6 protein-coding genes and 1 pseudogene are annotated in these 13,047 nt (G+C 51.6%); 1 reads left to right on the top strand and 6 read right to left on the bottom strand.

What is annotated here, in order from left to right:
- Nucleotides 1-25: 25 nt before the first annotated feature.
- From BHK98_RS09080 to BHK98_RS09070, 3 genes are all read right to left on the bottom strand, one after another.
- Nucleotides 26-760: a hypothetical protein gene (locus tag BHK98_RS09080; RefSeq protein ID WP_075713575.1), complete on the bottom strand. Its 735-nt coding sequence runs from the start codon at nt 758-760 to the stop codon at nt 26-28.
- Between the two features lie 71 nt (nt 761-831).
- Nucleotides 832-2,097 (bottom strand): M14 family zinc carboxypeptidase, encoded by a 1,266-nt coding sequence (locus BHK98_RS09075; RefSeq protein ID WP_075713573.1) that lies wholly within the window; start codon nt 2,095-2,097, stop codon nt 832-834.
- A 112-nt stretch (nt 2,098-2,209) separates the two neighbouring features.
- Nucleotides 2,210-2,401: a hypothetical protein gene (locus BHK98_RS09070; RefSeq protein WP_075713571.1), complete on the bottom strand. Its 192-nt coding sequence runs from the start codon at nt 2,399-2,401 to the stop codon at nt 2,210-2,212.
- Between the two features lie 106 nt (nt 2,402-2,507).
- On the opposite strand from BHK98_RS09070, the gene BHK98_RS09065 reads away from it, so the two are divergent.
- A complete protein-coding gene (locus tag BHK98_RS09065; RefSeq protein ID WP_075713569.1) occupies nt 2,508-2,786 on the top strand; it encodes a type II toxin-antitoxin system RelB/DinJ family antitoxin in 279 nt (92 codons plus the stop codon).
- A gap of 98 nt (nt 2,787-2,884) precedes the next feature.
- On the opposite strand, the pseudogene BHK98_RS09055 reads toward BHK98_RS09065, so the two are convergent.
- The 3 genes and pseudogenes from BHK98_RS09055 to BHK98_RS09040 form a co-directional block, all read right to left on the bottom strand.
- Nucleotides 2,885-3,179: pseudogene (locus tag BHK98_RS09055) on the bottom strand (recombinase family protein); the annotation flags it as partial.
- Nucleotides 3,180-4,032: 853 nt separating this feature from the next.
- Complete coding sequence (locus BHK98_RS09045) at nt 4,033-7,095, bottom strand: CotH kinase family protein (RefSeq protein ID WP_075713563.1); 3,063 nt, start codon at nt 7,093-7,095, stop codon at nt 4,033-4,035.
- Nucleotides 7,096-7,138: 43 nt separating this feature from the next.
- Nucleotides 7,139-12,745, bottom strand: coding sequence for a phosphodiester glycosidase family protein (locus BHK98_RS09040; RefSeq protein WP_075713561.1), 5,607 nt, complete (start codon nt 12,743-12,745; stop codon nt 7,139-7,141).
- Nucleotides 12,746-13,047 lie beyond the last annotated feature (302 nt).

Genomic DNA, 13,047 nt, shown 5'->3' with positions numbered 1-13,047 from the left:
TACCTCAGGCATACACCAGATATTTTCACCAGTTCACACAGATATCCAGCTGTGTCGGATTGCGGCTGGCGAAACCGCCTGTATCCACTACGATTCCGACGCCCAGCGAAGTCATGATATAGCTTCCTCTCGGCCGCAGGCTCAGATTGGCGGCGCACATCACATAGCCGCCCAGCGTCTTGACGCCGTCGGACCGGACTTTGTACGGATACTGCGATGCAGAGAACCCCATCCCGCGCATGATGCGCACGCAGGTAGACATATCCAGATTGTAATAGGTCTCCTTACCGGAGGGACCCATGACGGTTCCCGCGCTTCGGGAGAGCACGGCGCCGTTATAGGTTCCGGAGTAGGTTCTGCGGGTATTCGCTTTGGCGATCTGCAGAATTTTCTTCCGCTCCTCTTCCCGGGCCTTCTTTTCCGCCTTTTTCTTAGCGGCCGCCTTGGCGGCGGCGACACGTTTCTTTTGTGCGGCAAGCCATTTCTGCTGTTTGATCTCCTGCTTGCGTTCATACTCATCGACTACCGCCCGGGCTTCCTTTGTTCCCGGAAGCTCCGCCTCTTCATCCAGCAGCACCAGCCCTACCGCCTGCCTCTGCGTGAGGTTCTCCATCGTAAGCCGCTCCTGTTTCTGATTCGTCATCACGCCGTTGGCGTATATGAGAATCAGCAGGATCAAAGCGACGGCCGTAAGCAGCAAAACAAGGGGCTTGAAATGAATGTAGATATCGGGTCCCTGTTTTCGGTATAGCTTCTGCATGTTCAATCCTCCTATGACGTTCGCATGACGTCCGCATGATTTTTCGCAGCTGCGCGGACAGTCGGGGCCTCTCAGCCTTTTTTACTGCTGTTCCGGTCATGTTCAGTTCGCGTGCTCCGGGGAGCAGGTCTTCTGCGCCTACGCTTTTCCGGCGCGTCGTGGCGTCCCGGCCGGTCGATGATTCTGGTCCAGATCAGATAACTGGCGACGCAGGCCACCGCGATGACGAGGGCAATCCACGGCGGGAGCAGCCACAGGCTCACCGCAGATTTCAGTTTCTTCTTCGCGGTGTCGCCTTCCTTCGACGTTTCCGTGGATGTGTCTGTTTTTTTAACGATTTCTCCCCGGAAGGCGTTCGCAGTCCGCACCGGAATGTTCACATTTTTTTCGTAGATTGATGTGAACTGGCTGTGATCGTTGGGATAACCTCCCGTTGCGTTCTCAATACACACATAGGGCGTATGAGTGATATTTCTGAAGTAGTGCTCCGCATCACCGTCTCCGTTTCCGGTCTCCAGCTGTCCGGTATAGCCGGCTTCCTCCGACACGATTTTCACCAGGCGCTCCTCTGCTTCCTTCGTCTGATCCGTGTAGCCCCAGTAATACACCTGCCCCATGGTATGAAGGTTGATGACCGCCTGACAGTTCAGATCCTTCACCAGATTCACCATCGCCATGGTTTCCTTCTCCGTATAGGGCTCGGTTCCTCCGTAGCGCTCACTGCTGCGCACCGTATTTTTGTTCGTCGTATCATTGAACCCGGATTCAAAATTCCGATTGATGTCCACGCCCCGGGCGTTTGCCTTCCAGTTGTAGTATCCGCCGCTGACCGGATAGGTTTCCGCCTTCTCCCGCAGCGTTTTGTCCCGTATGGAATCCAGTCCCTCCTGCGCGATCATTACGCCGTCAGGATTCACCATCGGCACGATATAGAGCTGCGTATGAGAAAAAATGTCCTTGTACGTTCTCCCGTTTACTTTTTTCGTTGTGTAGTTCTTACAATATTCCTCTGCCATTGCCATCGCGACCGGCCCGTTGATATATTCCCGGGCGTGGACACAGGCAAAGACCACGATCTGCCTGCTGGCATTATCGCTGCCGATCCGCAGACACCATATATTTCTTCCGTCCCAGGACTTTCCCAGGGAAGACAGCCTGCACCGATCGCTGTATTTCTTCGCCAGCGCCTTGGCATCTGCGGTCAGATCCGCATAACTGTACTTCGCATCCGTGGTATCCACGACGGACGTGTCTGCGAAAACCGTCGATATGCTCAGGGTCGTGATTGCAGCAACCAGCCCCAGAACTACTATCGCACATCGTCTCAGTTTCTTCATAAATGCCTCGTAATTTGGTTTTTACAATGTGTTTTAGTATACCACAAAAATTACTCATGTGTGTGAAAAAACTCGAATTCCTTACCGCCCGAAACTAGTTGTCAAGGACTTTTTAATCAAATTCACGAAAAAGCTGCAATTTTCCTGGCCAGCGGCAGCACCGCCGCCCGCACCCACCGCGGCCCTGGCAGGCATGGGCCTCCGGCTCCGGGCCGGTGGGCGCGTCTGCCGGTTCCGGCTGCAAGAGGGCAAGGGGCAGTCGGACATTCAGGTAGACAGTGACGGACAAAATAATCTGTTTCATACAGCGACCTCCTCCAATGGATTTACTGTTAAATATTCGTGCAAAGTATTGTTTTCTTCGTGCAAATGGCATATACTAAAAGTACCAGCAGAAAGGGGTTGATGATATGGCTGGAAATACCACAAACATCAGCATCCGCATGGACGCGGATTTGAAGGCACAGGCCGATGCCCTGTTTGCGGAACTCGGCATGAATTTATCCACGGCGTTCAATATCTTCGTGCGCCAGTCGCTTCGTGAGGGCGGTATTCCCTTTGAAGTGAAGCTGGAACAGCCCAATAAGGAAACGATTGCTGCCATGCTGGAAGCGGAAAGGATTGCAAAAGACCCGTCTGTAAAGGGCTACAAAGACCTTGACGAGTTGTTTGCCGACCTGAAAAAATGAGGAAAACAAAGTACACCGTCAAGTACACGACCGCCTTCAAAAAGGACTACAAGCGGGCAATCAAGCGCGGCCTGAAAATCGAATTGCTGGAACAGGTCGTGGCGCTGCTGGGCGTCCTGCGTTTCCTGGACGGTGCGGATAAACTCGTTCATAATGTTGCGGAACGGGGTAAAATCGTCGTCGCCTTTCAGACTATCCACGCCGTCGTTGATGGCGATCAAAGCGGGCTCCCGATACGCCGTCATCGGTGAAGTGGGTGAGGTTCGGCAGCCCGTTCCGGCAGGCATAGTCCTCTAACATCTTTTTCTGGTTCGATATGGAGTTACTTTCGCCCTGTAACTCATCATCGCGGCTCAAACGCTCATACAGAGGGGTGATTTTCTCGTTTCTCATGGCTGTATCTCCTGAAATGGAAATGCTCTAAGTGACTGCTCCACTAACCATGACAAAAAACATGATTAAGAAGTCACTTAGAGCATACATCTCCTCTCCGCAACGCACACATTAAGATACGCCTTGGGGCGTACAGGCTCCAGGGCGTATCCGTATATAATTAAATATCGCTTTTACCGTTTGTTTGAATGCGGATTCCGGCGTCAGCTCCCGGCCGGCTCCGCAAAGGCATGCAAAAAAGAAGTCAGACGCCCGCATCCGCAGCGCTCACTCCCCCTTACATCTGAAGCTTCTGTTATCGCTTCGTGAATTATTCCGCAGCAAAAAGACAGTGTCTGTCTGTCTGTCTGTCTGTCTGTCTGTCTGTCTGTCTGTCTGTCTGTCTGTCTGTCTGTCTGTCTGTCTGTCTGTCTGTCTGTCTGTCTGTCTGTCTGTCTGTCTGTCTGTCTGTCTGTCTGTCTGTCTGTCTGTCTGTTAAGATTGTCCTTCTTTTATTATCGCCTGTCAAGATATTCTCACTCTCTTTCTCAACCATTACAATCGGCAATATCAATATATCAGCAGCGCTCGCAGCGCCGCAATCCGTCACACACTTGATATAAAAAGAACCTATAACCATTATAACATGCCGCGGCAAAAAATCCACCGAAAATTCGAGCTTGTGTTCATCATTTGTTTAAATGTTCATCTAAACGCAAATTGAACGGGCAATTTGTCTCCGGATGCCCGGCTCTGTTTCTGATGCAGTAAAACAGATACACCCTGGGATGTACAATTTCCAAGGTGTATCCGAGTATAGTAAAATATCGCTTTTCGTCTTTATAGAAGCACCTCTCCTGACACTTCTTCTGTTTTATTTCTTTGTCCGGACGGTTTTCGCCTTCGACCAGGAGGAATAATACGTTTTCTTGCCGACCTTCACGTACGTTCTGACTTCAACGTAATATTTCGTTCGTGATTTCCTGACCCTGATCGTTTTCGACGTATTCTTACTGCCCTTCACCTTCACATATTTCGCTGATTTGAACTTCTTATTCGCGGCATACCGTATCTGATATCCCCCGGTATTCGCTGTCTGCTTCTTCCATACCACGGCTATCTTTCTGCCGCTCTTGGCCTTCAGACTCTTCAGTGAGGTTTTTCTCGGTTTAATGTCCTTTGAAATCCTGAAGGTAACCTTCTTTTCGCCCGTGAAATTGCCTTTTCCTGTAATCACGACAGTCGCAGTTCCGGCTTTTTTGTTGTCGAGGTATGAGACGGTATAATCCCTGTTCTGCTTCAAAGCGATTCCGCTGTAGGACAGATGCACCCCCGGAGTCTTTTCTTTTCCGTCATATTTATACAGCGTCTCCGAAAGTTCACAGGAGACCGTACGGATTTTCCTGTGAACGATGCGATAGCTCAGCTCTGCGGTTCCATCAAAGCCCGCCGAGCGGATCCCACTGATTTTGTAGGTAGCGAAGCCGATGTTCACATTATTGGTGATGTTCAGTCTGTAGTCCCTGCCTTCTGTCAGTATCCGCCCGCAATAGGAGACGGTGATTACGGGAGCGACCGCACGTCCGGTGTACTGTGTCCCGTAACGGCTGCTCTGTGTGACATCACAATCCGCAATGTCCACATATTCCTTATCGTCCTCCTTTGTCAGACCGCATTTTCTGCATTTGTAACCGTCGCCGGACGCCTCCCAGTCATGATAGACATCGCCGTCCCTGCATTCCGCAAAGTGTGCGTTTAACACGGTCCGTGAAGTAATCGAAAGCTTTTCTCCCGGGGAGATGTCCTGATCACTTCCCTCTTTCCTCCAGCCGGTAAACAGCATAGAGCTGTCCGCCGCCACCTTCGGCAGTCGGAACTTTTTCCCTGAAGCCGTCTTTATGACGCGGGATGAGCCGTGCTCATTCAGCACAACATCACAGTATTGCTCTTCACCCTGCGTGAATTTCAGAGTACAGTACTGCTGCTCCGCAAACTGTCCGTCACCGGTCTTCAGCCAGACACTGATCACATTCTTCTTTCCCTGCTTTTCTGTGAACAGGCTCTCGTCCAGGATCAGAGGAATTTCGCTTTCTCCGTCCAGCTTCACGCTGCCGATATATCTTCCGTTAATATAATAATTCAGGCTTGCGTATGAATTATCCCGGATGCTGACCGCCGCGCGTATCGTCTTCGCCGGAGATGTCTTTGTCTCATAGGCCTGATCCGCGATATGCTCCACATCCTCGCCGGAAAGGGTGATGCTGAGCCTGTCGGACAAAGGAACACCCAGCGATTTCATCGCGCTCTGATCCGTCGCGAACTGCTCATCCATCCAGCTGATTCTTTTCTGTATCCAGGACTTCAGCGCGGACGTATCTGCTTCAAAGCCTCTGGAATATTTCCATATACTCTCATTCTTCAGCGCCGGCTGACGAATGTAATCATGCCACCGGTCAACAGTGCCGCCGTTCTGAACCGATTCCCGGAGCATGTCTTCCTTGTCCCGGAACAGTTCCCTCGCCTTGACGGCGAAGTAGGCGCTCTTCTTCGCCTCCGCGAACCACGGACGATCCTTTGTGACCCAGCTCCTGGCACCTGATGTTCCGAAGGGAGCCACAGAATCTGAACTCCAGTCGAAATCCCATATCGGACCAAAGCAGATCGGCCGGTCGATATCCTTATAAAAGAACGTGCTCTTCGCTCCGATCTCGTTCCTCATGAATTCGGAAGCCATCCAGAATGATACCAGGCTGTCCGCATCACAGATGTCCACATACGACAGGCGACCGCTCCCGATGTCCTTCACACACTGATCCGGACTGTAAAACGCGTCCTCCAGCTTCTGGACAGAATTTCTCATCATGGAAGAAAATGTGCTGCCTGAAGTCGCGAATTCCGGGGTGTCAAAATTCACCGGAACATTCCTGTCGGTATAAAAGCCCGGCGTCTTTTCCGGATCGGCGTCGATTTCAAACAGGCATCCTCCGTTTGCGGATTCCGGTCTGCTGTAATAATCAGAGGCGCTGTATTCGTTCCCCCCGTAACGGAATCTGTCCGTCGTGATCCAGGAAACATCCTGCTCCAGCTGATCTCCCAGAGCGTCCTCCTCATCCTTCGACAGGCCGTTTTTCTTCGCGAACGCCTTGGCAATATCGCCGGCAGCGCCCTCCCAGTCATAAATATCCACTCTGTTCTTATCCACACGGACGTGCTCGGCCAGCTGATACATTCCGATAAATTTCCCGTTGAGGACGACGTCGACCCAGAGGCCGTCCATCGCCGTGGTTCCGAGATTCTTACCATAGTACGAGGAAAGCATGTTCCGCATTCCGCTCTCGTCGATATAATTGGCCAGCAGAACCCAGTGCTTGTTTTTCCCCATACCGAACAGGTTCGTTTTTTTGTCCAGTTTGATTTTGTACGGCTTCTTGTCGAAGCGTTTCCAGGTGGAATGCCCGCGGCCCTTGATTTCAATTTTTCCGGTATACAGATCCGTATTCGTCCGATTGTATTTTTCACAGCCCTGGATGTTCATCTCAGCCGGCAGGTATTCTTCTCTCGAAGTAATGTCTTTTCCTTCCTGCGTGTTAATATAGACGACCGGAAGCACACTGCAGATAATGGAACAGTCGGAAACCTTTTTTCCGCCTTCCCAGACCTCTGCGCGTATCACCTTCTCCATATCGTCGGAGGTCACGCAATATGTGTTCCCTGTGCAGCTGATCTTCTGGTCATCCATATACCACCTGTAACTGATATCCTCACCGGAGGTCCCATTGTATACCACGTGAAGACTGTCTCCGGGCGACGCATACTCTTCCCTGAAGGAGGCTCCGCCGCTATCTGCCGCATATGTGATACATAAACCGCCGATGCCTGCCGCAATTAATACGGCAAGCACCAGCGTCAGCATCAGGGATCTTCTCATCTGTCTCATGTCTGTCCTCATCTCCGCATCCTTGTTCTGATGCACTGCTGAACTATTTCTTTACTTTTTTGCTTTTTACGGAAGAATATGATCCGTATACGGTCTTTCCTGCGGCCTTGCTGTAGGCTCTGACCTTATAATAATAGGTTTTTCCTTTCTTCAGCTTTGTATTTTTCCAGCTTCTCGACTTCGTGGTTTTCACAAGCCTGAACTTGCCTTTCTTTGAAGTCGCGCGGTACACCTTGTAGCCTGCCGCGCCCTTTACCGACTTCCATCTGATTTCAATCGATTTCTTTTTAATGTTTTTAACCGATGTGATGGATGTCTTCCCGGGCTTCTTCGGCTTCGACACGATGCTGAACTCCGTCCGGACCGTTCCTTTGTAACCTCTCGACGGAATTCCCTTAATCGTCACTGCCGCCTTTCCGATCCGGGTGTTCTCACTGTATGTGACCTTAAAGTTCGTTCCCGACTTCAGCTTCTGGCTTCCGTCTGTGATCTCAACCTCCGGCTTCAGTGCGGCTCCCGTATACAGCTGGTCGACAATCGGTGCGATACTGCATTTTGAAATATCCTTCACCGCCATATATCCCGTGTCCGGATCGAAGTCGTACCGGACGCCATCGACGACGGTGCTCTTTCTGACATACTCATCACCCCAGTAATACCTGGTGCCCACGAGTTTCCCCTTCGTGTCTGTTTCTGACTCAAAGGCTCCGCGTGTGAGGACGCCGTTCTGATCGAACACGAATTCTCTTATCGTATTCTTTCCCGGAGTCCTGATCTTGAATTTTCCGCCCGCAAGCATCTCGCCGTCATCCGGATTTGTTTCTTCAGTGCTGTTGGCGCTCGCTTTTCTGAAGTAATAGAAATCACCGTCAATTACTCTCCAGCGCTTCGCCGCATTGCCTCCCGCTTCATAATAGCGGATGATGTCTTTCTGTTTTCCGTTCTTCAGCGTGACGGTCTCCTTCACAAAGCTTCCCTTCACGAACACGCCGTGTCTGTTGAATGTGTACTTCTTTCCGTCGATGGTAACGGTTCCGGTCACAGCATAACCGTCTGCTCCGATATAATAGCTCTCATCACCGTCTGTAAGCCATCTGTTCTTTTCGAATTTACCGTCCTGCAGGTACCTCACCAGTCCGCTCTTCCGATCAATGACCTTTCCCGAAAAGTCTGCTGTGATCTTTCTGGTCATTCCGCATTTCCCGCAGATCAGATGTTCATCGTCGGCACAGTACCACTCATGCAGTCCGTTTTCACAGGTTTCCTTCTTCTTCGTGTAAGAATACTTCTCCAGCTCGCTTCCGTTCGCCTCATGGACTTTGACTCTGAACTCGCTGTCCGTCGCCTCTGCGGTCAGATAGATTCCGTCATAATCATTCGTCGGATCCACCGCGAAGTTGAAGCCTCTGCTGTTAGACGGAGTATATGACTTCCCTCCGGTAGAACCGCAGACGTAGTACACGACTCCATTAGCCTCATCGGTCCTGCCGTCTGTCGTCGGGTTAGTTCTCACAAGCGAGTGGTCATGTCCGGAGAACATGAAGTCAATCCCGGCCTTTTCACACGCCTTAGGCAGATACTTTGTAAACGCCGCGCAGTCGTCCGTTGTTTCATTTGTTCCATAAGGTGGCTGGTGCGATACCACAATCTTCCACTTCGCCTTGCTCTTTGACGCATCCGATACCAGCCACTCCGCGTATTCCTTCGCATCCTTCTCCTGCGACGAGAATCCGAGCACCGCAACATACACGTTCCCGTACTGCACCGAGTAGTGCCGCTGGCTTTCGATATTGAACAGGCTCTTCTGGATGTTTCCGGTGGTGTCGCCGTACAGCTCATGGTTTCCTGTAACATGAATCATGTCTGTGCTGCTGAACGGCTCCCGATCAAACAGTTTCAGGATTCCTGTCCAGTCTCCGTACAGATCTGCCTTCTCGACAAAGTCGCCGGTCTGAATTCCGAAGGCGTACTTCTTCTTCGCCAGCTCCGTCATGATGTTTTCCAGAGATACATCTTCAGTCTGTGTGTCGCCCAGAATGAAGAAGTTCGTCTTTTCCCCGTTATATGCCGTGGAGAAGCTTCTGACCTCTGACCAGTGCTCGTCTCCGTCACCCGCCATGTAGACGTAATCGGTATCAGGCTTCAATCCGTTCAGTTCCACCGTGTTCAGATATACGGCCCTGTTGTCCGCATTTTCAGAGGAGCCGTTGAAGTTCAGGAGCTCCACAGTTCCCTTGTATTCCCTGAACGCCTTTTCCTTATCTGTATCATAATCCTTCTTCAGCGCAAGCTTCACGACCGCCGCCTTTTCCGCAGCGCCCGGACGGGACATCCAGGTGATGTTCTTCGTCGTTTCCGAATTCTTCGCGGCGTTCAGCTGAATGTATGACGGCGTTCCGTCCTCGTTTGCACCCGCGCCGTTGCTTGCGGAGTGGAGAACAAAGGAATATCCGCCTTTTTCATCCTTCGCGTAGACTGCGTATTTCTGCGCGCTGCGGAATTTATCCGTGGCAAATTTCCCGTTCAGATCTGTCTCGCCGATTTTCTGATCGTCGCTCAGATAGATGCCGACGTTCTTCGCGGACTTTCCCGCTTCCGTCTTTACGATGAAGGTCGTATCCATGCCCGCAACAGTGTTATCCGCGCTGATCGTATATCGGGCGCCGATCTCCGCCTCCTGCGTCTTGCGGACAAAAGATGACTCGTGGATTTCACCTGACTCATCCTTGTATTCAAATTCCCCTGACGGGATTGAGAAGCCCATCGACGTTCCCTTTGTTACGGAAAGGGGAACTCTGACATACGCAGTCGCTATTTTTCCGTCAGCGGACGGAGCGCTCCCCTCCTTCCGCTTCGCAGAAACGGTAAGAATACCGGTCTTCGGACTGTATTTCGGCTCAGCGTTTTCCTCAAAGCCTTCGGCATACTCCACATTATAGTCAGAATAGTCCTTACCGAGTTTTATTTCCGCTGTAACCTTCTGTATCGCGTCCGTCTTATCGGATTTCAGGCTTATTCCGGCCTTCTCCCCGACGTAGACCTTTCCATCGTCGAAGCCCGTCTTCACCTTCGGTTTATCTGTCTCACTGCCGTCAACGCTGAAGGAAACAGACTTTACCGCCTCATTACCCTCCTTGTCACGGATCAGAACCTTGACAGAATGCTCCCCGTTGGACAGGTGCTGCTTGTACAGGAACAACGCTTCCTTGCTCTCATCATGCGCAAAGCGGTTGTCTGCGATCGCCTTATCCGTAATATTTTTTCCGTCTATCCAGATATTTTTTGTGTCATAATCAACGCCGGAAGTATATTTGTTCTGGACATCCGACACATTGATTTCAAAATTCACATCATTGGACTTTACGACAGTGTCCTCTTTAAGTTCCTGACCGTCCGCGGTGATCCGTCCGATGACCGGGTTGTCGTTGTCTGTGGTATTGGCGCCGTAGACGAACTGAAGATCATCGAAGTAAAGGGAGCCCTTGACCTCGTTCCTGGGAATCTGAACGATATGGCCGTTTTCCATCCTGAAGTTCCCGCTGCCGTTAAGAAGGTACATTACGCGGATCGTCTCTCCTCCGATCAGTTTATACGGGCCTTTGCCGGGGAGCTTGGCCTCAACATATTTCCAGCCGGTCCAGTCCAGACCGCCCAGCTTGTCCGCATCAACTTTGGAGCATCCTATTTCCGTAAAATTCACAGTCTGCACAACGTCACTTCCGTCTTTCACACGCAGTCTCAGCCAGAGATTGGGCGTCCCCTCCGGACAGTACACATACATCCCGATTGCGGTAGGATTTCCCGGGATCTCCTGGGTCTGAGATGAGAATCCCACACAGGCGCCCTCCGTGCCGTTCGCCTCTCGGAAATCATAGTTTATCTTCAGCGAGTTATTGCCCTTCTTCACCGGCTCGCCGCTGGCAATGTTGACGATTTCCGCAGATTCCTTTCCGCCGCGGGAGCTTTCCGTTTTATTTACAGGATCCACGCCGTTCACATAATGGCCGTACAGCATTCTCGCGGTGGCCTTATCCAGCCAGTTCCCCTCTCTGTCCCACAGAGCGAGAATGGTTCCGCCGCCCGGTTCGAAGCTGGCGCGATTGAAATCCCAGTATTTTTCTGCCGGAATTTCATTTCCCTCCGAATCCTTATGGTTCTCGAAGTCCATGACAACCGACGGCTGAAGACCTACAATAACGTTTATGCTTCCCTTCACCGCCTCGTCTCTTTTTGAAGCACAGGTAATTGTCCCGTAAAGGGTTTTACCGTCGGATGATGTAAATTTGTTCCCCTTAAAGCTTCCCAGTTCCTCCGGATTGTCGACGTCCTTCTTATCAGCGTCCTTTACATCTGAAATCGTCCACTTGAAATCACCGTCATGGTAATGGATCTGCCTGCCCTGATACCTGACGGCAAGTCCCAGATCCGATTCCTCTTCGAAGGCCATAGTAATCTCTTCGTTGGTGAAGGAGATGGAATCCGGATTCCGGATCTCAATCGAAGTTTCACCCACAACCTTGTCTCCGGATTTCAGCTGTACGCTTACAGCTCCGGTCTTATCGCCGGCCTTGAACTCGCCGTCCTCCGTGATGGAGCCCATCGACGCATCCTTCAGCGCGAACCTGGCATCCGCCGGCAGGGGCGCCGAGCCTCCGGCGCTGTCAACCCCGACAGCCTTGAATTTCACTGTGGAGCCCGGCGTGTAGATCTCGTTATCCGGAGAAACGGAAGCGTGATCAAATTCGCCTGTCGCCTTCGCTGTAGAATACACGAACAGCGACGATGAAACTTTCCGCTCATTTCCGTCCGAAGGGCTGTTCTTCACTGTCAGCTCCTTTGTTCCTTCAGATTTACTGGCATAGGTATAGGAACCTCCGCCGTCAAGGTAGAGAACCTCCCTGCATCCCATATTAATCATCGTCTGTGCGACTTCTTTCAATGTCATTCCGACAGATTTGGGGGCCTGTCTGCCGTCTGCTCCAAAGATGACGACCGTTCCGTCCTCTCTGATACCGATGGAATTACGGGGCATCAGCGATGTGTCCTGATCCCAGTGATCGTTTTCATCTCTGAAATACAGTTTTCCGTCGTGCACCAGCTTAATCGGTGCGCCGATCGCCTCTTCAACATCGTCCATCGGGGTTCCGGGATCCCGGATCGCGGCGGTTCCGTCCTTCAGGATGGCGAAGTAATATTCATATCCCGCCTCTCTGACGACTTTTCCGCCCATCACGAGCGCGCCGTTCGGCTCGCCTGTGGACATATTGAAATAGTCGCCGTTTGTTGCAGCGACGATATTTTTATCCCCGCCGAGTTTGCGCTGGGCAGACGCCGCCTGATCGCGCACGGTCTGCATTCCCCATCTCCCGGACGTGTCATAATCCTTATAGCCCGCAAGGATACCGGTATCTTTGTTTTTCAGATTGACAACTGCCGCATAACCTTCAATCTGGTTATTGCCCTTGCTGTCAACCATGGTAATATGCTGCTCCTTTATTCCCGGAGCTATCGGATATTCCTTCAGCGCCGTCAGACGCTTTCCCTCCGGCGGCGTGAAACTGTCCGCCGCAGAAATATTTCCGACGCCGAACATCGTCACCAGAAAAACACAGCACAATACTGTCAGCCATACTCTTTTCACTCTTCTCACAGTTTGCTCCTCTCTCAACCTGCAGTAACGTATCAAAACTCCCGGACGCCCCCTGCTCCCCCGAGCAGCGGGTACATACCGGAAAAACGGCAATCCCCCGATTACCGTTCTTAACAATTCATCAGCGCGATGTCTCCGCTGTTTCAGAGCATCCCGCCGCGGTATCTGTCAAAATACCACATCAGCCTTTGCCGCAGCCGCATCCTCACGCGGCCGCGCATCTTCCGTCCGCACGCCTCACATTGCCGCGGGCAGACGCATAAAGACACGCAAAAAAAGGAAGTCTCCGTCCGCATCTGCGG

Origin of the sequence: Hornefia porci, from assembly GCF_001940235.1 — a bacterium.
Lineage (GTDB): Bacteria > Bacillota > Clostridia > Peptostreptococcales > Anaerovoracaceae > Aminicella > Aminicella porci.
The sequence above is the reverse complement of the archived record's forward strand: the minus strand, read 5'-3'. Positions and strand labels throughout refer to the sequence as shown.